The organism is Nocardia sp. NBC_01327, assembly GCF_035958815.1.
Taxonomy (GTDB): Bacteria; Actinomycetota; Actinomycetes; order Mycobacteriales; family Mycobacteriaceae; genus Nocardia.
Genome location: NZ_CP108383.1, coordinates 2,077,939 through 2,103,795, shown reverse-complemented (window position 1 = coordinate 2,103,795; position 25,857 = coordinate 2,077,939). Strand labels below are relative to the sequence as shown.

The 25,857-nt window shown below is 67.0% G+C and carries 20 protein-coding genes; 18 read left to right on the top strand and 2 right to left on the bottom strand.

All coding sequences use genetic code 11. From position 1 onward, the window contains the following. Positions 1 to 50 precede the first annotated feature (50 nt). The 12 genes from OG326_RS09120 (at position 51) to OG326_RS09065 (ending at position 19,226) form a co-directional block, all read left to right on the top strand. Positions 51 to 6,401: an SDR family NAD(P)-dependent oxidoreductase gene (locus tag OG326_RS09120; protein WP_327144168.1), complete on the top strand. Its 6,351-nt coding sequence runs from the start codon at positions 51 to 53 to the stop codon at positions 6,399 to 6,401. After that, positions 6,398 to 7,771 (top strand): aminotransferase class I/II-fold pyridoxal phosphate-dependent enzyme, encoded by a 1,374-nt coding sequence (locus OG326_RS09115; RefSeq protein ID WP_327144167.1) that lies wholly within the window; start codon positions 6,398 to 6,400, stop codon positions 7,769 to 7,771. Before OG326_RS09120 ends, OG326_RS09115 begins: the two co-directional genes overlap by 4 nt. Positions 7,772 to 7,896: 125 nt before the next feature. Then, the gene (locus tag OG326_RS09110; RefSeq protein ID WP_327144166.1) at positions 7,897 to 8,685 is read left to right on the top strand and encodes a phosphatase PAP2 family protein; all 789 of its coding nucleotides are present in this window, start codon (positions 7,897 to 7,899) and stop codon (positions 8,683 to 8,685) included. A gap of 112 nt (positions 8,686 to 8,797) precedes the next feature. Further along, entirely contained in the window at positions 8,798 to 9,715 is a 918-nt protein-coding gene (locus tag OG326_RS09105; RefSeq protein ID WP_327144165.1) for an SDR family NAD(P)-dependent oxidoreductase, read from the top strand. Continuing rightward, positions 9,712 to 10,689: an SDR family NAD(P)-dependent oxidoreductase gene (locus OG326_RS09100; RefSeq protein WP_327144164.1), complete on the top strand. Its 978-nt coding sequence runs from the start codon at positions 9,712 to 9,714 to the stop codon at positions 10,687 to 10,689. Before OG326_RS09105 ends, OG326_RS09100 begins: the two co-directional genes overlap by 4 nt. Before the next feature lie 22 nt (positions 10,690 to 10,711). Further along, positions 10,712 to 11,587, top strand: a complete 876-nt coding sequence (locus OG326_RS09095; RefSeq protein WP_327144162.1) for an alpha/beta fold hydrolase — start codon at positions 10,712 to 10,714, stop codon at positions 11,585 to 11,587. 137 nt (positions 11,588 to 11,724) lie between these two features. Next, on the top strand, positions 11,725 to 13,047 hold the full coding sequence (locus OG326_RS09090) for a purine-cytosine permease family protein (protein WP_327144161.1): 1,323 nt from the start codon (positions 11,725 to 11,727) through the stop codon (positions 13,045 to 13,047). Positions 13,048 to 13,059: 12 nt separating this feature from the next. Further along, positions 13,060 to 14,538 carry an amidase gene (locus OG326_RS09085; RefSeq protein WP_327144160.1) on the top strand — a complete coding sequence of 493 codons (1,479 nt, stop codon included), beginning with the start codon at positions 13,060 to 13,062 and terminating at the stop codon, positions 14,536 to 14,538. 50 nt (positions 14,539 to 14,588) lie between these two features. Continuing rightward, positions 14,589 to 15,764: a baeRF3 domain-containing protein gene (locus tag OG326_RS09080; protein WP_327144159.1), complete on the top strand. Its 1,176-nt coding sequence runs from the start codon at positions 14,589 to 14,591 to the stop codon at positions 15,762 to 15,764. 109 nt (positions 15,765 to 15,873) lie between these two features. After that, the gene (locus OG326_RS09075; protein ID WP_327144158.1) at positions 15,874 to 16,557 is read left to right on the top strand and encodes a TetR/AcrR family transcriptional regulator; all 684 of its coding nucleotides are present in this window, start codon (positions 15,874 to 15,876) and stop codon (positions 16,555 to 16,557) included. Then, positions 16,554 to 17,417 carry a 3-hydroxyacyl-CoA dehydrogenase gene (locus OG326_RS09070; RefSeq protein ID WP_327144157.1) on the top strand — a complete coding sequence of 288 codons (864 nt, stop codon included), beginning with the start codon at positions 16,554 to 16,556 and terminating at the stop codon, positions 17,415 to 17,417. Before OG326_RS09075 ends, OG326_RS09070 begins: the two co-directional genes overlap by 4 nt. A gap of 48 nt (positions 17,418 to 17,465) precedes the next feature. Beyond that, entirely contained in the window at positions 17,466 to 19,226 is a 1,761-nt protein-coding gene (locus OG326_RS09065) for an oleate hydratase (protein ID WP_327144156.1), read from the top strand. Positions 19,227 to 19,238: 12 nt separating this feature from the next. Here OG326_RS09065 and OG326_RS09060 read toward each other — a convergent pair whose 3' ends face one another. Beyond that, positions 19,239 to 20,165 carry a LysR family transcriptional regulator gene (locus OG326_RS09060; RefSeq protein WP_327144155.1) on the bottom strand — a complete coding sequence of 309 codons (927 nt, stop codon included), beginning with the start codon at positions 20,163 to 20,165 and terminating at the stop codon, positions 19,239 to 19,241. Between the two features lie 109 nt (positions 20,166 to 20,274). Between OG326_RS09060 and OG326_RS09055 the strand changes: the two genes are divergently transcribed. From OG326_RS09055 to OG326_RS09035, 5 genes are all read left to right on the top strand, one after another. Beyond that, positions 20,275 to 20,967 carry a type 1 glutamine amidotransferase domain-containing protein gene (locus tag OG326_RS09055; RefSeq protein ID WP_327144154.1) on the top strand — a complete coding sequence of 231 codons (693 nt, stop codon included), beginning with the start codon at positions 20,275 to 20,277 and terminating at the stop codon, positions 20,965 to 20,967. Between the two features lie 5 nt (positions 20,968 to 20,972). Next, positions 20,973 to 21,533, top strand: a complete 561-nt coding sequence (locus OG326_RS09050) for a TetR/AcrR family transcriptional regulator (protein ID WP_327144153.1) — start codon at positions 20,973 to 20,975, stop codon at positions 21,531 to 21,533. Next, entirely contained in the window at positions 21,530 to 22,546 is a 1,017-nt protein-coding gene (locus OG326_RS09045; RefSeq protein WP_327144152.1) for an NADP-dependent oxidoreductase, read from the top strand. The genes OG326_RS09050 and OG326_RS09045 overlap by 4 nt, the downstream gene beginning before the upstream one ends. 240 nt (positions 22,547 to 22,786) lie before the next feature. Then, a complete protein-coding gene (locus OG326_RS09040) occupies positions 22,787 to 24,007 on the top strand; it encodes a cytochrome P450 (RefSeq protein WP_327144151.1) in 1,221 nt (406 codons plus the stop codon). Positions 24,008 to 24,027: 20 nt separating this feature from the next. Further along, positions 24,028 to 24,405 carry a limonene-1,2-epoxide hydrolase family protein gene (locus OG326_RS09035; RefSeq protein ID WP_327144150.1) on the top strand — a complete coding sequence of 126 codons (378 nt, stop codon included), beginning with the start codon at positions 24,028 to 24,030 and terminating at the stop codon, positions 24,403 to 24,405. A 27-nt stretch (positions 24,406 to 24,432) separates the two neighbouring features. Here OG326_RS09035 and OG326_RS09030 read toward each other — a convergent pair whose 3' ends face one another. Then, a complete protein-coding gene (locus OG326_RS09030; RefSeq protein ID WP_327144149.1) occupies positions 24,433 to 24,897 on the bottom strand; it encodes a PaaI family thioesterase in 465 nt (154 codons plus the stop codon). 168 nt (positions 24,898 to 25,065) lie between these two features. Between OG326_RS09030 and OG326_RS09025 the strand changes: the two genes are divergently transcribed. Beyond that, complete coding sequence (locus tag OG326_RS09025; protein WP_327144148.1) at positions 25,066 to 25,701, top strand: GntR family transcriptional regulator; 636 nt, start codon at positions 25,066 to 25,068, stop codon at positions 25,699 to 25,701. Positions 25,702 to 25,857: the final 156 nt, after the last annotated feature.

The following is a 25,857-nucleotide window of genomic DNA, read 5'->3' as shown; positions in this document are numbered from 1 at the left end:
CCTGCTCGGGGGGGGAAATCACCAGTTCAATTTTTTGCCGAGGAGTCGTAGTGTCTGACATTGCCATTGTCGGAATCGGGTGCCGATACGCGGGTGGTATCGATTCACCGGAATCCTTCTGGGACTTCATCATCAACAAGGGCGACGGCGTCGTCGACATTCCGGCCACGCGCTGGGACTACCGCCGCTACTACGACCCGGACCGGCGTACGCCCGGTCGCATGTACACCAGGCGGGGCGCCTTCATGACCGGCGACCCCTGGGCTTTCGATCCCGACTTCTTCGGGATCTCGCCGCGCGAGGCGGCATCCATGGATCCGCAGCAGCGGCTCATTCTGGAGGTCGCCTGGGAGGCGCTCGACGACGCGGGCATCGCGGGGCATATTGCCGGGACGTCGATCGGCGTCTACATCGGCGCGTTCACCCTCGATCAACTCGCGGTCTCCAATACCACCGAGGCGCTGCCGTACGTGGATATGCACACCGCGGCGGGTGCGTCGTACACCATGCTGTCGAACCGAATCGCGTTCGCGCTCAATCTGGTCGGCCCCGCGCTGACGGTGGACACGGCCTGCTCGTCCTCACTGGTGGCACTGCATCTCGCCTGTCAGGCGCTGCAGAACGGGGACTGTTCGGTCGCCATGGCGGGCGGCGTCACCATGCTGCTGCAGCCGGAAGCCTTCGTCACCATGTGCAAGGGCGGCTTCCTGGCGACCGACGGCCGCAGCAAGCCCTTCGACGCGGCGGCGGACGGCTACGGTCGCGGCGAGGGTTCCGGCATGGTCGTGCTCAAGAAGCTGGAAGACGCTGAGCGCGACGGGGATCGGGTGTACGCGGTCATCAAGGCGACCGGCTCCAATCAGGACGGCCGCACCACCGCGATCACCGTGCCCAATGCCGATCTGCAGGAAGCCCTGGCCAAGAAGGTGTCCGCGCGGGCGGGCATCGCACCGCACGAGGTCACCTACGTGGAGGCGCACGGCACCGGCACCCCGGTCGGCGATCCGCTCGAATTGCGGGCCATCGGAAGGGCTTACGGTCAGGTCGAGGGCCGCACCGAGCCGGTCGGCGTCGGTTCGGTGAAGGCGCAGCTCGGGCATACCGAGGCCGCCTCGGGCATTGCCAGCATCATCAAATCCGCGCTGGCCATTTCCAAGCGCACCATCGCACCGCAGGGCTGGCTCGATACGCCCAACCCGGATATCCCGTTCGACGAGCTGGGCATCAAACTGCAGCTGGAGGCGGAAACCGTCGGCCCCGAGGTCGAGCGAATGACCGTGGCGGTCAATGGTTTCGGCTACGGCGGCACGAATGCGCACGCCATCCTGCAGGAATATCTGCCGGCGGCCGAGGCGGTGCGGCAGCCCAGGCACTTCGGCGTACTGCCGCTCTCGGCGCGCACCGATCAGGCCGCCCGCGATCTGGCCCGCGGCTTCGCCGAGCTGATCGCCGACGGCGCGGACCCGGGCCTGCTGGCCGAGGCGGCGTGGACGCGCCGTCAGCACCACCAGTTCCGGACCGGTCTGACCTTCGCCGACGACACCGAACTGGTGCACGCCCTCATCGAATTCGCCAATGGCAGTGGCCGCGCCGCGACCAAGGTGATTCCGCGCAAGGTCGCCGAACCGGTTTTCGTCTTCACCGGCATGGGCCCGCAATGGTGGGGCATGGGCCGCGAATTGCTCGCGGCGGGTGGCACTTTCGCCGCCGAGGCGGAGCGTATCGATGCGGAGTTCCAGGAGATCTCCGGCTGGTCCATCATCGAGGAGCTGCGGCGGCCCGAGGAGGAATCGCGGGTCACCAGCACCGCGATCGCCCAGCCCGCCAACTTCCTGGTGCAGGTGGCGCTGTTCGCCATGCTCGCGGAGCTGGGCATCCACCCGGCCGCCGTGGTCGGCCACAGTGTGGGCGAGGTGTCGGCGGCCTATGTCACCGGCATGCTCTCGCTGCACGACGCGCTGCTGGTCAGCTATCACCGCGCCCGATTGCAGGCCACCACCGCGGGTTCCGGCGGCATGCTCGCGGTGGGCCTGCCCCGCGCCGCCGCACAGGAATTGATCGACGGCGATGCACTGGTCGATATCGCGGCCGTCAACAGCCCGAGCGCCGTCACGCTCGCGGGTGCGGTGGAGCGCCTGGACGCGATTGCCGAAAGTCTCACCGAGCAGGGTGTTTTCGCGCGCCGACTCCAGGTCGAGGTGCCTTATCACAGCTACCTCATGGAGCCGATTCTCGACGAATTGCGCACCGTGCTCGCCGATGTGAAGCTGTCCGACCCGACGCTGCCGCTGCTGTCGACCGTCACCGGGCAGACCGTCACCGCGGGTGACTGGGACGCCGAATACTGGTGCTCGAATGTGCGGCAGCCCGTCCGCTTCGCCGATGCCGTCACCGCCCTGGTCGGCACCGGCAGCCGGGTATTCCTGGAGGTCGGCCCGCATCCGGTGCTGGGTGCGAATATTCGCGAAATCCTCATCGGCGCGGACGAAACCGGCACCACCGTCGCCACACTGGATCGCAAGCAGGCCGACGGCGAGAGCATCCGGCAGACCATCGCCGGGCTCTACAGCGCGGGAGTACTGGATATAGGCGCGCTGTTCGGGGACCTCGTCACCCCGCACATCGAGCTGCCCCGCTACCCCTGGCAGCGCACCCACCTGCGCCATGAGCTGGCGGTCTTCCAGCAGCTGCAGCACGGAACACCCGGCGTGTACACCATGCTCGGCGATCCGGACCTGAACAATTCGACCACCTCGTGGCGGATTCAGCTCAGCGTCGGCGCCTACCCCTGGCTCGAGGACCACGTGGTCGGCGGAGCCCGAATCCTGCCCGGCGCAGCGTATCTGGATGCGGCACTGAGCGCGGCGGCGCTGCGCACCGAATCGACCCGGGTCGGGGTCGAACAGGTGCGATTCCTGGCGCCGCTGATCATCGACGACGGCACGGCTCCGACCCTCGAGCTGCACGTGGAGGAGACCACCCGGCGCTTCACGATTCGCTCGCGCGCCAAGGCCGATGCGCTGTGGACCACCAATGCGACCGGCAGGCTCGTCGAGGGCATTTTCGAACCGCCCACGGTGACCCTGCCGGAGATCGACGAGATGCACGACGTCGACCCTGCCGCGTTCTACGCCGGATTGGCCGCGCGCGGACTGCAATACGGTCCGGCCTTCCAGCGCACCACGTCGATCCGGGTCTCCGGATCGACGGTCCTGGCCACTCTCGACGGTACTATCGCCACCGATTCCGGGCATCTGGCACATCCGGCCGTGGTCGACGCGGCGCTGCAGAGCGTGGCCGCCCTGCTCGCCGGCACCGGCGGCACGGAGGACGGGGCCATGGTCCCGGTCGGCGTGGACGAGGTCCGGGCCTTCGGGATCATTCCCGATCAGGTGACGGTGGTGGCGCGGCTGGATACCAGCGCCGCCCCGGTCGCCGATATCGATCTGCTCGATGCCCAGCAGCGGGTCGTCCTGCAGATCATCGGTATGCGTTTCGGTTCCATCGCACCGGGTCGCGCTGCGCTGCAACGGATGACGGACTTCTTCTACGAGGACCGCTGGGAAATGCGCGAGCCGGTGGACCGCAGTGGGCTGCCCAGCGCCGAGGCGGCGTTCACGCTCGTCTTCGATCTGGGAACACAGCCGAGCGCACGCGCCGCGGAGATCGTCGCGCCGGGCCGGGGCGAAACCCTCGTGCTGGGCGAGCCGAGCCGCGAGGATCTGGAAACCCTTGTCCGCGAACGCCTCGAGGCCGCGATCGCGCACGAGGGTGTGGAACGCCTGCACGTCGTGCTGGTCGCCGGGAACGAATACGACGACCTCGACAATCTGTGGACGCTGCGCCGGGTGGCCGTCGCCTTCGAGGCATTCTTCGAGGACTGGGTCACGCAGCGCGGCGTGGACGTGCCGATCATGGGCGACGGTTCCATGCACGTCACCCTCATTACCGAGCACGCCTTCGCGCATCCGCACGAGGAGACCGCGCCCGATCCGGCGCACGCCGCGCTGCTGGGCGCCCGCCGGGTGCTGCTGAACGAGCAGCCGCGACTGCGCTGGCGACTGGTCGATATCGAATCCGAGGTCACCACCAAGGAACTCGCGGCCGAGCTGACCATTCCGGGAGCATTCACCTACGACCACTCCGATGAGGTGTTCCTGCGCAACGGCTTGCGCTGGGTCACCGTGGTCGACGCCTCACTGCAGGGCCGGATCGACGGCCTGGACGAGCCGGTGCCGCTCACGGATCCGGAGGCCAATTTCACCCTGGAGCTGCCGAAGTCGCGGGTGCTGTCCCGCCTCGGCTGGCGGCGCTGCGACCGGCAGGCGCCGGGACCGAACGAGGTGGAGGTCCGGCTGCGGGCCATCGGCCTCAACTTCAAGGATCCCCTGAAGGTGCTCGGCGTCCTCGGCGAGGAGGAGCTCGCGGGCACCGCCTTCGGCCTCGTTCCGGGTATGGAGGGTGACGGCGTCATCGTCCGAATCGGTTCGGACGTCACCGATCTCGCGGTCGGCGACAAGGTCATCATGTCCTCCAAGGGCATGTTCGGCCGCTTCCACACCACCGATCGCGGCCTCGTCACCCAGGTGCCCGAGGAGCATCAGCCCGGATACTGCACCAGCGATACGGCATTCGCGACCGCGGAGCACGCACTGCTGGGGCTCTCGCATCTGCAGGCCGGTGAGGTGGTGCTGGTGCACGGCGCGGCCGGCGGTGTCGGCTCGGCGGCGGTACAGATCGCCAAGCTGCACAATGCGATTGTCATCGGCACGGCGAGCACCGAGGAGCGGCGCGCGTACGTCCTGGAACAGGGCGCGGATCACGTGCTCGATTCGCGTTCGCTGAATTTCGCCGAGGATGTGCTCGCGCTCACCGACGGCAATGGCGCGGATATCGTGATCAGCACCGCACCCGGGGAGATCCTGCGCCGGAACTTCCAGGCGGTGGCCGAATTCGGGCGCATCGTGGAAATCGGCAAGGCCGATATCTACGGCGGCGGCGTGCTGGATCTGCGCTTCTTCGACAAGAACATCTCCTATCACTCCTTCGATCTGGACCGCATGTTCGCACTGCGCCGGGTCGAATCGGTGGAGCGGATGAAACGGGTCGAGGCGTCACTGGCCTCGGGGAAGTACAAGCGACTGCCCTTCACGCTGTACGACACCGACGATGTGGTCCGGGCATTCGAGGATGTCGCGCGCTCCACCCAGATCGGGCGGATCGCCGTCAGCCTCGATTCCGAAGCGCCACTGGTGCGTCCGCAGATCCCGAAGGTCACCGTCGATCCGGAAGCGCAGTACCTGATCACCGGCGGTTTCGGCGCGTTCGGCCTGGCGATCGGGCGCTGGCTGGTCGGATTGGGTGCACGGCATCTGACCCTGCTGGGCCGCAGCGGCGCGACCACCGATGCGAGCCGCAATCAGCTCGCGGCGTGGGAGCACCAGGGCGTACAGGTGACCACCGAGCGCGCGGATGTCACCGATGCCGAGGCCATGGCCGCGGTCATCGGCCGCGCCCACTCCCCCGAGCATCCGCTGCGGGGCGTATTCCACACCGCGGGCGTCGTGGACGACAAGCGCATCACTGTCATGGACCGCGACAGCCTCGCCTCGGTGTACCGGCCCAAGATCGAGGGTGCGCGAGCGCTGCGGCACGGCCTCGCGCTGGCCGGGGCGGAACTGGACCTGTTCGTGCTGTTCTCCTCCGGCAGTGCGATTTTCGGTGGTGTCGGCCAGTACTCGTACACCGCGGCGAATCTGGCGCTGCAGTCCGTCGCCGATGTGGTCGCCCGGGACGGCGGCAAGGTGCTGGCCGTCGGCTGGGGCCATATGTCCGGCGGCGGTATGGCCGAGGCCGAGGAGAATCTGGCGCGGTACCTGCGCAATACCGGATTCGACTCCGTCGATATGGACGAGGGCACCGAATTCCTGGAGCGCGCACTGGAACTCGGCCTGCACCACCAGGTCGCCATGATTCCGGTGGACTGGAGCAAGGTCTCGGCCACCGCGCCGTTCTTCGCCATGACCGGCCGCGTGGAGGCACAGATCGCGGCGGCGGCCGAAGATGATTCGGCCGCCTCACAATTGGTCGCCGCACTGCGCGCGCTCGATGAGCAGAAGCGCGGAGATGTGGTGGCGCACATGCTCGCCGAACAATTGGCGGTGGTCATGGGGGTCGACGCGGACTCCATCGATCTGACCGTGCCGGTGCCGGAACTCGGCCTCGATTCGCTCATGGCGGTCGAATTCGGCGCACTGGTGGGCAAGACCCTCGGCATCGACCTGATCTCGCTGAAACTGGGGCGTACCTTCACGCTGCAGCAGGCGGGAACTCGCGCTGCCGAAATCCTTATCGGCGCACCCAGCGACGCGGCGCCCACAGCGGTGGAGGTGACGGCATGACCGAATCAGCACGCGATCTAGCACGGAAACTCTTGGCGGGCAGTGGAACCGGTGGCGGAACGGCCACCATTCAGGCCCCCGCACCCAGGCCCGCCGCCGGCGCACCGGCCCGTCAGGTGCGCGGTCCCGGCCGCCAGTTCGCCGACCATCCGGAGGTGGCGGCGACGGTGGCCAAACAGGCCGCGATCACCGCCATCAGCGCACAGTCGGGGCTGGTGAATCCGCTGTTCCTGGCCCGAACCGGGCCGAACGACACCGTGATTCACGCCGATGACCGCGATCTGGTCAACTTCAGCGCCTACAACTACCTGGGGCTCTCGCACCATCCGCAGGTGATCCAGGCCGCCAAGGACGCCCTGGACCAGTACGGCGCCTCGGCCTCGGCCAGCCGGATCGTGGCCGGGGAGATCCCGCTCTACGGCGAGCTGGAGCAGCGGCTGGCCGGTATCTACGATGTCGGCGATGCCATGGTCACGACCAGCGGCTACCTCACCAATGCGGGCGTCATCGGCTTCCTGCTCGGTGAGGGCGATGTGGCCATCTGCGATTCGCTGATCCACGGCAGCGTGGTCTCCGGCACGCAGTGGGCGGGCTGCCGCCGAATCAACTTCCGGCACAACGATCCCGAATCACTGCGCGCGGTGCTGCGCATGTCGCGCGGCGGCTTCGATCGGGCGCTGGTGGTGCTCGAAGGCCACTACAGCATGGACGGCACCGTGGGCAGGGTCGCCGAATTGGCGGCCGTGGCACGGGAATTCGACTGCGCGGTCATGGTGGACGAGGCACACTCCTTCGGTGTGTTCGGCGAGCGGGGACACGGTATTCGCGAGTACTACGGCATGGCCGGCGCGGATGTCGATATCTGGATGGGCACGCTGTCCAAGGCGCTGGGCAGCTGCGGCGGCTTCATCGCCGCCGATGCCGACCTCATCGGCGCCATGAAGGCCGCCGCACCGGGGGTGGCGATGCTCACCGGCGGTCCGGCGCCCTCGACCATCGCCGCCGCGCTGGCGGGTCTCGAAGTGCTGGAGGCGGAACCGCAGCGGGTCAGCAGGCTGTGGGACAACACCCGGCTCTTCGATGCGCTCCTGCGTGAGCGCGGACTGAACCTGGGCGAGTCGCAGGGCACGCCGATCTTCCCGGTGATCGTGCCGGGCGAGATTCGCGCCGGGTTCGTCTCCGGGGTGCTGCTGCAGCGCGGAGTGTACGCCGGCGCCATTTCGGCCCCGGCGGTCCCGGTCGGCAAGGAGCGCCTGCGCTTCTTCATGACCTCGGAACACACGCGGCAGCAACTGGTCTCGACGGCGGATCTGCTCGCCGAGACGGTCGCCATGGCCGATCAGCTGCCCGAGACGGCAGCGGTCGGGTAGGCGCTCGGGCATCGGATCGGATCCCCGCTTCTGATTGCGAGCGGGTGGTGCTACGTTAAACGGAGGGTGTTACTCCGGTTAACGTAGCGGGGGCCACCCGCTCGACCCGGAAGGAGGCCGTGCCAATGGTGGCACTGGATCTCGATGCACCAGTGAGCGTTTCGCATGACGGCACCGGCGTCCTCGAACGCACGCGCGCGGCCGTCCACGGGCGCGGACGCGAAGCCGTGGTGCAACTGGTGGTGATCACCGTCGGATATCTGACCTATCGCATCGGCCGCATGATGGCCGCCGATGAGCAGGATCACGCACTCGCCAATGCCCGAAGCCTGCTGAACTGGGAACATCGCCTGCAGATGCCGCACGAAACGGCGGTGCAGGCGATTTTCGTGCACCACGGATTCCTCGCGGTCCCGGCCAATTTCTATTACGCCACCGCACATTTCGCGGTGGCGGTCGGCGCACTGCTGTGGCTGTGGACCTTTCGCCCCATGTACTACCGGGTCACCCGCAACCTCATGGTGGCCGTGACCGGTGCGGCCCTGGCCCTGCACATGCTCATCCCGCTCGCACCGCCGCGCATGCTGCCCGAAGACGGATTCGTGGACCTGGCCGCGAAATACGGTCAATCCGTCTACGGCCCGCCCGATACCGACACCCTCTCCAATCAGTACGCCGCCATGCCCTCGCTCCATGTCGGCTGGGCGCTACTGCTGGCCATGGGCCTCATCGCCGCCACCCGCACGCCCTGGCGGTGGCTGCTGCTCCTGCACCCGCTCATCACCACCCTGGTTGTGGTCGGCACCGGCAACCACTACTGGGCCGATGTCATAGTCGCCGTCGCCCTGCTCGCCGTCGCGGCTCTGATCCACCCACCCGTACTGCCCGGCCGTCGCCGGGAATCCATGACGTAACAGCGGAATTCGCGGCGCTCCCCCGCGACATTTCCTTCCCCCTCCGGCACCCGCGTCGTACACTGTCTGAGACGGTTGAGGCCGCCGAGGCAATGTAGCCGGAGGAGAAGGCATGTCCACATTCCAGAACAAGCTGGTCATTGTGACCGGTGCGGGGAGCGGCATCGGCCGCGCCACCGCCGAGTGTTTCGCCGCCGCGGGCGCGCGCGTCGTGGTCAGCGATATCAATAAGGACGGCGCGCAGGCCACGGTCGATACGATCACCGGAGCGGGCGGTGCGGCGCACTCCTATGCGGTCGATGTGTCCGACGCGGACGCCATGGAACAGTTCGCGGCCGATGTGTACGCCACGCACGGCACGCCCACGGTGCTGGTCAACAATGCCGGATACACCACGGCCGGACCATTTCTCGGCCACTCCGCCCAGGACTGGGACCGGATCATGGGCGTCAATTTCTGGGGACTCGTCTACGGCAGCAGGCTCTTCGGGCGGCAGATGGTGGACGACGGGCAGGGCGGGCGCATTCTCAATGTGACCTCACCCGCCGCGGTCATACCGATTCCGCTCAGCACGCCGTACTGCACCAGCAAGGCCGCCGCGCAGATGCTCACCGAATGCCTGCGATTGGAGTTCGCGGGCACCAAAGTCGGTGTGACCGCGGTGCTTCCGGCCTTCATCAATACCGGGTTCTACCCCTCGGCCCAGGTGGTGGGCTTCGATTCCGAGATGAGCGATCGGGTGCGGAACCTCTCGGTGGCGGCCGCCCGGCTGGTGGCGCGCGATCCGGAGACGGTGGGGCGCAATATCGTCCGCATCGCCGCCGGCAATGCCGCCGTCGCGCCGACACCGTTCGAAGCACGCATCGCCTGCACCGCGGCCCGGCTCTCGCCGACGGGCGCCCGTCTCGCGGCGCGATTCATGGACACCCGGCAGCTCGTCGATCTCGTGACGCGCTTCGTGCCGGATGCGGCACTACGCCGGATAGACGATGCGCTCGAACGCCTGGTACCCGCGGAGGTCGTGCGATGAAACCCTTCAATCCAGCGGTCGCCGTGGTCACCGGCGCGGGCAGCGGCATCGGCCGCGGGATCGCCAAGGCATTGGCCGAGGCGGGTGCGATGGTCGTGGTCGCCGATATCAATGACGCGACAGCCGAAGACACGGTGGCGATCATTCGCGCGAACGGCGGCGAGGCGCACGCGTACGTCCTCGATGTCTCCGATACCCCGGCGCTGGAAGCCTTCGCCGAACAGGTCCGCGACACCCACGGCGTGCCCGATGTGGTGGTCAACAATGCCGGAATCATCGTCGGCGGACCGTTTCTCGATGTTCCGCTGGCAGATCTGCGCCGCATTATCGACATCAACATGATGGCGATGATCCACGGCTGCCGGATTTTCGGCGCCCAGATGGCCGAGCGCGGGACCGGCGGGCAGCTGGTGAACATTGCCTCGATGGCCGCCTTCGCCCCCGCCCGGCTCGCCACTCCGTACAGCATCGGCAAGTACGCGGTAAAGCATTTCAGCGAGACGCTGCGTGCCGAGCTGGCGGGGCAGGGCATCGGCGTGACCGTGGTCTGCCCCGGCTTGATCGCGACGAACCTGGGTGCGACCGCCGCGATAGCCACCGTCAGCGAGGAACAGCTGTCGATCGGCAAGCAGGCGATCGTCAAAGGTATGACGCTGCTCGGCATGGACCCGGACAAGGCGGGCCGCAAGATCGTCGACGCCGCGCGGCGCAATCAGGCGGTGCTGCCGCTGCGTCCCGAATCCTGGATCGGCTACCGCGTGGCCCGGTTCTTCCCCGGTACCACCCGGACGGTCCTGCGCATAGCGACCGGGCCCGAGCTCGAACGGCTGGGCCGCTTCCTCATCGATCAGCCGGTGGTCCTGCGCCTGGCCGAACAGCTCGCCGAACGCATGCCACAACGCGGCGGTCTGCAAACCTACTGGGAGACGCCGAATAGCCCGTCCGAAATGAGAGGATCACCCTCGACCGTATGACAGAAAGCCGGTGGTGAAGACGATGGCGTCAACTGCAGTGAAGTCACGCGCCCGGATCGGTGATCTCATCACCGTGCAGGGCCGGCCCATCCACGTCCGCCAGGACGGCCCCGCCGACGGCAAACCCGTCCTGCTGCTGCACGGCTTCGAGGGTTCCGTGCACTGGTGGGACGCGGTCACCCCGCTGCTCGCCGACACCTACCGGGTCATTCGGGTGGACCTGCTCGGATTCGGCTGCACCGGCGGCGATTACGGCTTCGATCAGGAGGGACAGGGCAGCATGCTGGCCGCGCTGCTCACCGAACTGGGCGTCGCGAATGTCGCGGTGGTCGGCCACTCCTGGGGTGCGGACGCCGCCCTGGCCGTGGCCGCCCGCTCCCCGCGCATCAGTGAGATCGTGGTGCTCGACCAGGCCCCGGATCTGAGTTACCTGAACGTCCCGGCCGCCACCCCGCTGCTCACCCTCGGACCCATCGCCCGCGTACTGCAGCGCTTCGCACCCGAACCCATTGTCCGCCAGGCCCTTCGTGCCGGCTTCGCGCCGAAGTTCGACCTCGCCGCAGCCACACCCTCGGTCCATCAGATGTTCCTGGACCACCAGGCCATGTCCTGGCGGGCCTATCGCGCGGTGAGCGTCGATCGGCGGAAGGCCTTGGCCGCCAATCCCCTGGACCGCCAGATCCGCCGCCTCGCCCTCCCCGCCCTCGTCATTCACGGACGCCTGGACGGTATGTACGACTGGGCGGTCACCCGCGATCGCTACACCGCCGCCGGCGCCCGCTTCGAACTCATCGACACCGCAGGCCACAGCCCCAATGTCGAAACACCCGCGGCCTTCACCACACACCTGCGGGACTTCCTCGCCGCACCGGCCGCGCCCTCCCCCGCCAAGGACTGACCGATACCGCTCACCGCACCGCCTCCTTCCTCGAAGGGGGCGGTTTGTTACATGGCCGTCAAAGTTCGTGCAGGCAAACGCAACACGTGGATCGTATACAAAACATGTTGTGTTTCACGCTAGCGAGGGACTGCACCATGAGCGCTCCGGACAAGTCGATCAGCGAAGCTCCGACGGGAGAATACGAGCACGAGCCGGTACCCGCGTCCGCGAGACGCAGCCTGCTCTCGGTGTCGGCGGTATGGGCCGGATTTCCGATGTGCCTGGGTAATGCGGTTTTTGGCGGGCTCATCGTATACAACCAGGGCATGCTGCGGGGGTTCTGGGCCATCCTGCTGGGCAATCTGCTGCTGTTCGGATACGTGGGCGCCCTGAGCTGGATCGCGGGCAGCAGCGGGCGGAACTTCTCACTGCAGGCCGAGGCGGCATTCGGGCGGCGCGGGCGCGCGGTGGTCGTGGGATTCCTGGCCACCGTGGTGATCGGATGGTTCTCGTACCAGGTCGGATTGACCGGTACGACCCTGCAGAGCGTGTTCGGGTGGAATCCGCTGTGGGGCGGACTGCTGGGCGCGGTGATCTACATCGTGATCACCGCGCTGGGCATCCGGGCGCTCTCGGTGATCGGCATGATCGGCATGCCGCTGTTCCTGGTAATGGCCGGGGTGGCACTGTATTTCGGCCTCGACAAGGGCGGACAGTCACTCTCGCACGCACTCTCGTACTCGGGCGCGGGCCATGGGCTCGGGTTCTGGGCCTGCGTGGGCATCGTGATCGCGGGATTCGCCGACTCCGGCACCATGACAGCCGATTTCACGCGCTGGGCCAGGGACGGCCGTTCGGGCCTGGTGGCCGCCGCCTCGGCGTTCCCCTTCGCGAACACCATCGCATTCCTGATCGGCGGCCTGGTGGTGGCCATCGGCGGGGCCGACGATCCGGCGTCGAACGGCGGCGCGTTCCTCGGTCTGCTCACCGGGCACGGCGGGCTGCTGACCGGGCTGGCAGTGCTTTTCGTGCTGGCGAATCTGGGTTCGGTTGCCGCACACTGCCTCTACAACGGGGCGGTGGGCTGGTCGGGGCTCACGCCGCTGCGCATGCGGACGCTCGCGGTGCTGCTCGGCACGGTCGGTTCGTTCGTCGCACTGACCGGCATCTGGAGTCATATCGTGAACTGGCTGCAGCTGCTGGGCGTCATCGTGCCGCCGATCGGTGCGGTATTGATCGTCGGGCAACTGCTGTCGAAGCGGGCACGCCCCCTCGTGATCGCCGGAGTGCAGCCGATTGCGTTCGCGGCGTGGGCAATCGGCGCGCTGGCCGCCGCCGTGGCGCACTATCAGTTGCCCGGGTCGGTGGATGCCGTGGTCGGGTTCGTGGTCGCCGCGCTCGCGCTGGCGGGGCTGACCTTCGCCCGGACTGTTCCGGCCGCATCCCCGGAACCGGCCGTCGAAATCGCCACGGCCTGAACGGGACAGCGGATGCGAACCTCCCAGCGCGACGAACTCTGCTACCTGCCCGCCACCGAGATCGTCGCCCGCATCGGCCGGCGCGAGCTGTCCCCGGTCGAAGTCCTCGACGCCGCGCTGGATCGGATGCGGGAGGTGGAGCCGACGCTGCACGCCTTCTGCACACCCACCCCGGATCTGGCTCGCGCACAGGCGATTCGGCTGGGCGACGCGCTGGCCCGCGGACAGGCGCCGGGACAGCTGGCCGGGGTGCCGATGGGCATCAAGGATCTGCTGTCCACGGCGGGCGTGCGAACCACCTCGGGCTCCTGGGTCTATCGCGACTTCGTGCCGGAGGAGGACGATATCGTGGTCGAGCGCAGTCTGGCGGCGGGCGCGCTCTGTGTAGGCAAGACGAACACCTCCGAATTCGGTTACAGCGCAACGGGACAGAACACGCTGTTCCCGATCACCCGCAACCCGTGGAATCCCGCACTCACACCGGGCGGTTCGAGCGCCGGCTCGGCGGCGGCGGTGGCGGCCGGGATCGTCCCGGTGGCGCTGGGCAGTGACGGCGGGTGCTCGGTGCGCATACCCGCGGCGCTCTGCGGACTGGTCGGCTTCAAACCCTCCATGGGCCGGGTGCCGGTCTATCCGGGCTGCCGGGACGAACGGTTGCCCGGCGTATCCGGTTGGGAGAGTTTGGAACACATCGGGCCGATCACCCGGACCGTGGGCGATGCGGCGCTGCTGCTGTCGGTGCTCGCCGGACCCGATCCGCGCGATCGGCACTCCATTCCGTGCGGGGATATCGACTGGATCGGCGCGGCCCGCGCCGGCGAAAGGGAGGGGGCCGTCACCGGATTGCGCATCGGATACAGCCCCGATCTCGGGTATCTGGCGGTCGATCCGGAGGTGCGCGGTGTGATCGACCGGGCCGTGCACGAGGTGCTCGAGCAACAACTCGGCTGCCATGTCGAAACGGTCGTCCCGGGCTGGCCCGATCCGGCCGCGGCCTTCTCCGCCCTCATTGTCGCCGACACCGACCTCACCGGTATGCGGCGCATGATCGAGGAGCACGGCGAACACATGTCACCGCATCTGGTGGCGTGGATGCGCGAGGACTGGACCGCACAGCATTTCACCGACGCGAATATCGTCCGCAAATCTGTGGTTAATGCCATGGCCAGACTGATGAGCGGTATCGATGTACTGGTCACCCCGACCTCGGCGGTCCCGGCCTTCCCGATCGGCAGTCACGGCCCGACCGAGATCGATGGCCGCACGGTCTCCGACTCCGCCTGGATCGGCTTCAACTACCCGGCCAATCTGACCGGTCAGCCGGCCGCCAGCATCCCCGCCGGGTGGACCGGAAACGGTCTGCCCGTGGGCCTGCAGATCATCGGCCGTCACCTCGCCGATGCCACCGTTCTGCGCCTGGCGGCGGCCATCGAGCGCGTCGCGCCCTGGTCCCAGCACCGGCCCGAAGGCTCGGATCGGGGCGTAGGCTAACCAGACCTGCATGAAAATCGACCAACCAACCTCTACTTGAAGGACGGCCGATGTTCAAACAGTCCGACCTGTCGACGCTCATTTCCGCCGCGCCGGGGCGTGGTGTCTCGATCTATCTGCCCACGCACAACAGCGGCCCGGAAACGCGGCAGGACCCGATTCGGCTCCGCAATCTGCTCACCGACGCGCACGGCCGGTTACTCGCGGCGGGTGTCGGTAAATCCGAAGCGGAAAGTTTGCTGGCTCCGGGGCACGCACTCATCGAGGATGAGCGATTCTGGCGGTATCAAGATCAGGGGCTGGCGCTCTTCCTCGGGGCCGACGGCTCGCAGTATCAGTTCACCGTGCCGCTGACGTTCACCGAGCAGGTACACATCGAACCGGGCTTCTATGTGAAGCCACTGCTGCCGCTGCTGGCCGCCGACGGTGAATACGCGGTGCTCACCATGACCGCCGACGGCGCGACGTTCTACGGCGGCTCCAAATTCGCGCTGACACAGGAACCGGACACCCTGCTGCCGGCCGGCCCGACGGACAATCTCGACGACGACAATCAGAGCCGCATACTGGCCAGCCCGACCGCCCGACCGCATACCGGCGGCAAAGCCACCACGAGTACGCAGGCCTATGGCGAAACCCCCACCGACTGGCGCAAAACCGCCCTCGACGAATGGGTCGGCAAGGTGGCCTCCGCGGTCGATCGCCGTCTGGCCGATCGCGCGATTCCCCTGGTGGTGGTCGCCGATCCGGAGCTCACCGGGCAGTTCAAGAAGCGAACCACCCTGGGCCCGTTGCTCGTCGGCACGGTCGATACCAATCCCGCGGCCCTCGTCAACGGCAAGCTGCACGCCACCACCTACGACGTGGTGCGGCCGCACTTCGAGGCCGGGCAGCGCGCCGCCCTCGAGCGAGCCGCGCACCTGCTCGCGGACGGGCCCACCAAGGTGGCGGTCACCATCGGCGAAGTGGTGCGCGCGGCCTTCCAGGGACGCGTCGAGACACTGCTGCTGACCGCGGGCGCGGTGGAGTGGGGCCGCTTCGACGAAATGGCCGATGCCGTCGAAACCCATTCGGAGCCCGGCACATCGGTGATCGACCTGACCGAGTACGCGACGGTCAAGACCCTGGAGAACAAGGGCTCGGTCTACATGCTCGAACCCGAGGAGCTCACCGCACTGTTCAAGAGTTCGGTCGCGCCCGCCTCCATCGCGGTTCTGCGTTACTGATCACGCCGTTTGTGCGCACGACCGGTGATCGCTGCTTGCGCTTTCGATAGCCAGAGGTACGCTCGGAAATGAGTCCGCTCATTTACTGACGTTGATCCGGAGGTGTCGAATGACCGCGCCAGAGCATGCGACACCGGTCGGCCGCCGTGTCAGGGGCATGCTCGACAAGCAGGACCGCATCTTCGAGGCCGCCGCCGCGCTGTTTGCCGAACACGGATTCGCGCAGGTGACCACACAGCAGATCTCCGACCGCGCGGATATTGCCGCCGGGACGCTCTTCCGCTACGCCTCGTCCAAGGGCGAGCTGCTGCTCATGGTCTACAACGCCGACTTCCGGGCGGCCCTCGATCTCGCGGAGCGCCGACTGCGGGACTACACCGAGCCGGCGGAGGCGGTCATCGAGATCATCAGTCCGACCGTGCGGGCCGCCGGGCGCAATGCCGAGAACACCGTCGCCTATCAGCGTGAGTTGCTGTTCGGTTCGCCCACCGAGAAGTACCGGGCCGAGGGCCTGGCCCTGGTGGCGCGACTGGAGGCCATGGTCGCCGCACGGCTCGCCGGTGCGGCCCGCGCCCGCGGGCTCGATTGCGCAGTGCTGGAAGAACATTCACGGTTGGCCGGGCGCAGCGTCTTCGCCGTACTGCACCTGGCGCTGGCGCGGCCGGCGACCGGCGCGCATCCGGAGTACGACCCGCTCGCGGATCTGCGAGCCCAAATCTGCCACATAGTCGCCGGATTCTTCGCTGCCCTCCCGGCGGCGTCCGACGACGCCCTGGAGAGGAGAACACATTGACCATCGACATCCGCAAGGTAACGGTGCTGGGAACGGGGGTCCTGGGTTCGCAGATCGCCTTCCAGACAGCGTTCAGCGGATTCGAAGTCACGGCCTACGATATCGACGACAAGGCCCTCGACGCCGCCCGCGAACGGTTCGTCAAACTCTCGGAGATCTACAAGTCCCAGGTGGCCGGGGGCGGTGACGGCAAGGCCGAGAAGGCCGCCGCGGGCATTACCCTCAGGTCCGATCTGGAACAGGCGGTGGCAGAGGCCGATCTGGTGATCGAGGCGGTGCCCGAGGTGCTCAGCATCAAGCAGGACACCTATACCAAACTGGGCGAATTCGCGCCGGAGCGAACCATTTTCGCCACCAACTCCTCCACCCTGCTGCCCAGCGATATGGCCGCATTCACCGGCCGCCCGGACCGTTTCCTGGCGCTGCACTTCGCGAATCAGGTGTGGCAGTTCAATACCGCCGAGGTCATGGGCACGCCGGAGACCGATCCCAAGGTGTACCAGGCGGTGGTCGACTTCGCCTCCGCCATCGGCATGGTGCCGATCGAGCTGCACAGGGAGAAGGCCGGCTACGTTCTCAATTCGCTGCTGGTGCCGCTGCTCAATGCCGGAATGTCGCTCAGCGCAGGCGGTTACGCCGAACCTGAGGCGGTCGACAAGACCTGGCGCATTGCCACCGGCGCGCCGCTGGGTCCGTTCCAGATTCTCGATGTCATCGGGCTGACCACGCCGTACAACATTCTCGTCAACAGCACCGAGCCGGGCGGTAAGCAGCTCGCGAAGTGGTTGAAGGACAACTACATCGACAAGGGCAAGCTCGGGATCTCCAGCGGTGAGGGCTTTTACAAGTACTCCGCGTAACGCTCTGTTCGGCAACCGGTTCGAATCCGCTTCAGGAATAGGAGTCATATGTACTACAGCAATGGCAACTACGAAGCCTTCGCACGGCCCCGCAAACCCGCTGGGGTGGACAAGAAGACGGCCTGGTTCGTCGGGTCCGGCCTCGCCTCGCTGTCCGGAGCGGCCTTCCTCATCCGCGACGGACAGCTGCCGGGCAGCAAGATCACCATTCTGGAGGAGCTGAAGCTTCCCGGCGGCGCCCTCGACGGCATCAAGAAGCCGAAGAAGGGCTTCGTCATTCGCGGCGGCCGCGAAATGGAGAACCATTTCGAATGCCTGTGGGATCTGTACCGGACCATCCCCTCCATGGAGGTGGACGGCAGTGTGCTGGACGAATTCTATTGGCTCAATAAGGATGACCCGAACTCCTCGCTGCAGCGCGCCACCGTCGATCGCGGTCAGGACGCGCACACCGACGGCCTCTTCACGCTGAACGAGAAGGCGCAGAAGGACATCATCAAGATCTTCCTGGCGAGCCGGGAAGAGATGGAGGACAAGCGCATCGACGAGGTCTTCTCCAAGGACTTCTTCGAGAGCAACTTCTGGATGTACTGGCGCACCATGTTCGCCTTCGAGGAGTGGCACAGCGCCCTGGAGATGAAGCTGTACCTGCACCGCTTCATCCATCACATCGGCGGTCTGCCGGACTTCTCGGCGCTGAAGTTCACCAAATTCAACCAGTACGAATCACTGGTGCTGCCGCTCTACCAGTGGCTGCTCGAGCAGGGTGTGACCTTCAAATTCGATACCACGGTCACCGACGTCGATTTCGATCTGAGCGCGAAACGCAAGCAGGCCAAGCGAATCCACTGGGTGTCCGAGGGCGTCGAGGGCGGCGTGGATCTGGGCGAGAACGATCTGCTGCTCATGACCATCGGCTCGCTGACGGAGAATTCCGATGAGGGCGACCAGCACACTCCCGCGAAGCTGAAGACCGGCCCCGCACCCGCCTGGGATCTGTGGCGGACGCTGGCGGCCAAGGATCCGGCCTTCGGGCATCCGGACGTGTTCGCCGGCGATATCGAGAAGACCAAATGGGAATCGGCCACCGTCACCACGCTGGATCAGCGTATCCCCGAATACATTCAGAAGATCTGTAAGCGAGATCCGTTCAGCGGCAAGGTCGTCACCGGCGGCATCGTCACCGCGAAGGACTCCAGCTGGCTGCTGAGCTGGACGGTCAACCGGCAGCCGCACTTCAAGCAGCAGCCCAAGGATCAGATCGTCGTCTGGGTCTACTCACTGTTCGTGGACGTCCCCGGCGACTACGTGAAGAAGACCATGCAGGAGTGCACGGGTGAGGAGATCACCCAGGAGTGGCTGTACCACATGGGCGTTCCGGTCGAGGACATCGCCGAGCTCGCCGCGAATGCCAGCACCTGCGTCCCCTGCATGATGCCGTACGTGACCTCGTTCTTCATGCCGCGCAAGGCCGGTGACCGCCCGCAGGTGGTGCCGGAGGGTTCGGTGAACTTCGCCTTCATCGGCCAGTTCTCCGAGACCAGCCGCGACTGCATCTTCACCACCGAGTACTCGGTGCGCACCGGTATGGAGGCCGCGTATCAGCTGCTCGATATCGAGCGCGGGGTACCGGAGGTCTTCGCCTCCACCTACGACGTCCGTTCGCTGCTGGCGGCCACCAGCCGGCTGCGCGATGGCGCGGCCATCGATCTACCGGGACCGCAGATTCTGCGCAAGCGCTTGATGAAGCGCCTGGAGGGCAATGAAATCGGTGAACTGCTCACGGAATTCGGGCTGATCGGCAAATAGGCCCGGGGGCGGTCAGTGCACGCACGTGCGCCACACTTCGGCCGCCTCGAGCAGCCGGGTGCGGACCAGATCGACGTGCGGACGGGACTGGCCGCCCACCCGGCGCGCGAGATACACGGTATTGATCGGGGAGTCTTCGGGATCCAGCAGTGTGACGATCCCGCCCGCCTCGAGCTCCCGCGCGCACAGATAGCGCGGGAGCACACTCACCCCGGCCCCCGCGACCACGGCGGCCAGTACCGCGCGCAGATCCGGAATGACAAGGGCGGCTTCGGCTTCCAGCCGGGTGTCGAAGACGTGCCGCCAATATCGGCGCACAATGGGCAGATCCGGCGCATAGCTGATCAGCGGAATCCCGGTGAGGTCGTTGACCCGTAGCCGCGCCACATCCACCGCGGCCGCCACCTGTGGCGCGGCGACGAGCACGAACTCCTCATCGGCCAGCGGTTCCGCGAGGACGGTCCGGCCGCGCGGGCGAATGGTGGACAGCACCAGATCGAGCTTGCCCAGACGCAGATCCGCCAGCAGTTCATCGGCCAGCCCGGTGGTGATGGTGAAGCGGATGCCATGCGCGACGAGCGGAGCAAGGGAGGGCAGTGTCAGCGCCGCCAGCATTTCGGCGGGACCACCGAGCAGGACCGGTGGCTCCTGGGTGTGCTCGGCCGGAGCATCACCGACCACGATTTCCAGCGCGTCGAAGGGTCCGGCGACCCGGGCCGCGAGATCGTGGGCGGCGGCGGTCGGGGTGACGCCGCGCGGCAGACGTTCGAACAGCGGTCGGCCCAATCGGCGTTCGAGCGCCTGCAGCTGCGTTGTCACAGTGGGCTGGGACAGGCCGACCTGACCGGCGCCCGCGGTGATCGATCCGGCCCGGTAGACCGCCAGAAACGTGCGGAGCTGCGTCAAGTCCACGGAACCATCGGCCTGCCTATGTCTCATATAGGCGAGTCTATTGGTCAGCCGATATTTCGGCACCTACGGTAGGGACTGCGACAACCTGACATTCTGCATACACAGTGTCAGTTCATCCACAGACTCGAGGAGCATCATGGCCAAGGTCCTGTTCGTCATGACCGGCGTCGACTACTGGACGCTGGCCGACGGCACCAGGCACCCCACCGGGTACTGGGCCGAGGAGTTCGCCGCACCCTACGAGGCCATCAAGGCCGCCGGGCACGAGATCGTGGTGGCCACCCCCGGTGCGGTGGTGCCGACCGTCGACGGCGGCAGCCTCGCACCCGGAGCCAACGGCGGCCCGGAGGGCGCCGAGAAGATCGCCGAAACCCTGCGCAAGGCAACCGAATTGACGCAGCCCATCGACCTCGCCGCGGTCGACCTGGCCGATTACGACGCGGTCTACTACCCGGGCGGCCACGGCCCGATGGAGGATCTCGCCGTCGACGCCACCTCGGGGCGATTGCTCAATGCCGCACTGGCATCGGGCAAGCCGCTCGGTGTGGTCTGCCACGCCCCGGCCGCCCTGCTGGCGACGGTGGACGCCGACGGCAAGTCCCCGTTCGCGGGATACCGGGTGGCGGCCTTCAGCAATGCCGAGGAGACCCAGGCCGGGCTCGCCGACAAGGCGAAGTGGCTGCTGCAGGATCGGCTCATCGCGCTGGGCGTGGACTACAGCGAGGGCGAGCCGTGGGCCCCGCACGTGGTGGTGGACCGCAATCTGTACACCGGCCAGAATCCGGCTTCGTCGGCGCCACTGGCGGCGGAGTTGCTGAAGGCGCTCTGACACGCATGCCCGACCGGACCGCCGACGTACTCGACGCCACCCTGCGCTGTCTGCTGCGCTACGGGGCGCGGCGCACGACCATGGACGATATCGCCGCGGAGACAGGCGTTTCCCGGTCGGCGGTCTATCAGTACGTGCGCAATAAAGACGATGCGGTGCGGCGGCTGGCCGAGCGGCTGCACGAGCGTGCGCTGACGGAGGCGCACGCGGCCGCCGCCGCACCGATTCCACTCGCGGACAAGGTATTCGGCATTGTCACCGCCAAGGCGACCCTGGCCTCCGGTGCTTTCGCCGAATCTCCGCATGCCGCGGAACTTCTCGGTGAGCAGGCGCGGCTGTGCGGCGATATCTGCCGCAGCTTCACCGGCGATCTGCGCGAACTGCTCACCGGCGTGCTCACCGAGGCGGGCATCGCACAACCCGGCGATGCCGCGCAGATCGTGCTGGCCACCGCAATCGGCCTGCTCGCGGCCGACCGGCCGGACCTGCTGCGCGGCGCGACCGACACCATTCTGCGCGGCCTCGCCGCGAATCCGATGAAACCTCCCGAAGGAGAACAGCAATGACCGTATCCAGCCGCGAATGGCGTTTGATCGCCCGTCCGATCGGCGAGCCGAAGCCGGCCGATTTCGAGTTCGCCACCGTGACGCTGCCCGAGCCCGCTCCGGGTCAGGTGCTGGTCCGCAATGACTGGCTGTCGGTGGATCCGTATATGCGCGGCCGCATGAACGATGTCGAATCCTATATTCCGCCTTTCGGTTTGGGTGAGGCCATGACCGGTGGCGCGGTCGGCACCGTGGTGGCCTCCGCCGCGGAGACGGTTCCGGTCGGCACGGTCGTGAGCCACTTCTACGGCTGGCGCGAATACGCACTGGCGGACGCCGCGGGCGTGCAGGTGCTGAATACCGAAATCGCCTCCCCGCAGTCATATCTGGGCGTTCTCGGCACCACCGGTTTGACCGCGTACGCGGGGCTCACCGAGGTCGCGCCGGTGCGCGAGGGCGATGTCGTCTTCATCTCGGGTGCGGCGGGCGCGGTGGGTTCCGTTGCCGGGCAGATCGCCAAGCGCCTGGGCGCGGCCAAGGTCATCGGCTCCGCGGGCGGGCCGGAGAAGACCGCTCGGCTCCTGAACGAATTCGGCTACGACGTCGCCATCGATTACCGCAAGGGTGATCTCGCCGGGCAGCTGGCCGCCGCCGCACCCGAGGGCATCGACGTCTACTTCGACAATGTCGGTGGCGATCATCTCGACGCCGCCCTGGCCACCATGAACCTGCGCGGCCGAATTGCACTGTGCGGGGCCATCTCCGTGTACAACGACACCGAATTGCCGCCCGGACCGCGCCATCTGGTGCTCGCCATCGGCAAGCGGATCAATCTGCTCGGCATGAATGTCACCGATCATCTGCACCAGGCGCCGGAGTGGATCGGCAAGGCGGCCGGCTGGCTGGCCGACGGTTCGCTGCGCACCGAGGAGACGGTGGTGGACGGCATCGACCAGACCCTCGAGGCCTTCACCGCGCTGATGAACGGCGCCAATACCGGCAAGATGCTGGTGCGCCTGTCCCACAGCGAATAGAAGCGACCCGGCGGCGCGACACCACCGGCCGCTGACGCGGATCACCGCATCTCATGGCGAGACAATCACTTCTGATTGTCTCGCTTTTGATATATGGCCTGAGCAGCAAATATGGCAGATGGGCGTGGAAGTCTCCGCAGCATCCACCTGTGCATAATTCTCGCACCGAGACACTTCTTGACAGTCGATTCGGCACGGGAAACCGTGTGCTCAGCACAGGTTCCCGACTTCGGAGTGGCAATGACGCTGACCTCACCGGATGCGATCGACATCTTCGATCCCGTCCACCTCGACGATCCGAATCCGCTCTATCGGCAACTGCGTGAGCAATCGCCGGTGTACCGCATTCCGGGCACCGATTTCTACCTGGTGACCTCGTGGGATCTGGTGGCCGAAGCGGTGAATCAGCCCGAGGCGTTCTCCTCGAACCTCACCGGTGTGCTGCTGCGTCAGCCGGACGGGCCGCACGTGACCTTCGATATGGATGGCGGCGGGCAGGCCGTGCACGTGCTGGCCACCGCCGACGATCCGGCCCATCTCACCCACCGCAAACTGGTGCAGCCGCTGCTGGCCAAGCGAATTCGCGGTCTCGGCCCGACCGTGCGCGAACTGGTGGACGAGCTGTGGTCACGGAATCTGCACAGCGGGCGCATCGACTGGGCCACCGGCATGGCCGACCAGCTGCCACTCGCACTGGTCGCCGATATCATCGGCCTCCCGGAATCGGATGTGCCGCAACTGCTTTCCTGGGCCTACGACAGCACCGAAATGCTGGGCGGGGTGGTGGACGGCGATCGATTCGGCCATTCGGTGACGGCCGCCGCCGAGCTGACCGGGTATCTGTACACCACATTCAAAGCCGCTGAGGCGAATCCGCGCGACGATCTGCTCGGCGTACTCGCCCGCGCCTGTGCGGCAGGCGAACTGAGCGATACCGTCGCGGTGCTGGTACTGGTCCAATTGGTCGGCGCGGGAGGCGAGTCCAGTGCCGGATTGATCGCCAATTCGGCGCGCATGCTCGCCGCCGATCCCGAACTCCAGGACGAACTGCGCCGCGAGCCCGCCCTCATTCCGGCCTTCATCGACGAGGCGCTGCGCCTGGAATCGCCGTTCCGCGGCCATCATCGGCACGTCACCGAGGACACCGTGCTCGGCGGCGTCACTCTCCCGGCCGGCAGTCATCTGCTGCTGATGTGGGGTGCCGCCAATCGCGATCCGGCCCGGTTCGAGCAGCCGGACACACTGGACCTGGACCGCCGCAGCGGTGCGAACAATCTGGCCTTCGGCCGCGGTGTGCACTTCTGTGTCGGTTCGGCGCTGGCCCGGATGGAGGCCACCGCCGCCCTCACGGCGCTACTGGAACGCAGCTCGCGGTTCACCCTCGTCGATGACGCACCGCCGCAATGGTTCCCGAGCATTCTCGTGCGCCGCCACCAGACCCTCCCCCTGCACATCCACTGAATCGAAAGGCTCCCCGCCACATGACCACTCAGTCCCCCGAAGCCCTGGTCACCGCCTTCTGTGCCGAATGGCTCAGCGGCACACCGGAATCCATTGCCAAGTATTTCGCCGAGGATGCCGTCTACCACAATATCCCCATGCAGCCGCTGCTCGGCAGGGCGGCCATTCTCGATTTCCTGCGCGGTTTCATCGGCGCGTTCGGCGGGATCGACTTCGGCATTCACCACCAGTCCGCCCACGGGAATGTGGTGCTCAATGAGCGCACCGACCGTTTCACCCTCGGCGACAAGCAGATCGAGCTGCCGGTCATGGGCGTGTTCGAGATCGCCGACGGCAAGATCGCCGCCTGGCGCGACTACTTCGATATGGCGCAGTTCGGGCAGCTCACCCAGGGATGAGCCGCCCGCGCCGCGACAGCCCGCGCGCTACTTGTTGTGCGCGCGGAGCTGGTACAGCCCTTCGGTTTCCGCGACGACCACACCGTTGGCATCGGTGACGACGGCCTTCAGGCTGAAGTCCGACTTGCCCTTGAGGTCCGCCTCTTCGGCGACGCGGGCGATTTCCTCCTCCGACATGGTGGCCACGGCCGTCACGTCGGTGGCGGCGGGCCTGCGGAAGAAAATGTGCAGATCCTTGACCAGCGGGTAGTACTTCGAGGTATCGAAGCTGGCGAGCGCGAGCGCCCCGCCGAGCACCTCGGCGACGGTGAAGAGCACGCCAGCGTACATGACGCCGAAGTGATTGCCATTGCCCTCGACCGGGACCTTGGTGGAGGCGTAGCCGGGCCGCACCTCGGTCGCCTGGACACCCATCTTGTGCGCGATCGGAACCGTGAACTCGAGCGCGCTGTTCACGATTTCATGCAGCGGCGGGGTGGCGTCGTTCGCCATGCGGACCTCCCTGTCTCACTTACTGGCGCTATGCCAACACGCCAGATCATTGTTCGAAAGGTGTAGGTCGCGCAAGTCTGCGGGCACCTGCCACCTGTTCAGCCCCGTGAGTCCGGCCACATCCCAGCAAATCCGACCGGTCGGACTCCTAGGATGCCTCTTGTGTCTATGACGTATTCATCTGCCGAGCGCGCCTACCGCGAGGTCAAGGAACGCATCCTGAGCGGGGAACTTCCCGGGGGCGAGCTCATCAGCGAGGGCGAGATCGCGACCACGCTCGGCACCTCGCGGACGCCGGTGCGGGAGGCCTTCCTCCGGCTGGAGACCGAAGGCTGGATGAAGCTGTACCCCAAGCGCGGTGCGCTCATCGTGCCCGTGCCCGCACACGAGGCCGAGGACGTCACGCAGGCCCGATACGTCGTGGAGACGGGCGCGGTACGCATGCTGGCCGACATCGACCGGTCGGCCCTCCTGACGAAGCTGCGCGCGTCGCTCGACCATCAGCGGGAACTGGCCGCCGCCGGAGACCTCGACCGGTTCGCCGTCATCGACGCCGACTTCCATCGCGAATACGTGGTGGCCGCGGGCAATCCCCTCCTGGCCGGCTTCTACGACTCCCTGCGCGAACGCCAGCGCCGCATGAACAGCGTCGCCCTGCGCCACGGCCCGATCGAGACCGACCGCATCATCGCCCAGCACGCGGGCCTGGCCGACCTCATCGAGGCCGGGAACACCGCCGGATTCGCCACCGCCCTCGCCGACCACCTGATGGCCGTGCACGGCGTGCGCTTGAGAGGACTGTGATGCCGACCTCGACCTCCGCCGGCGCTCTGACCGCCTCGGCCACAACCGCTTCGGCGCACTGCACGACCGCCGCTCTCTCGGCTGGAGCGACTGCCACCACTCCCAGCGCCGCTTTCACCCCCGCTGATGCCGACCACCCGATGGATGCGGACAACA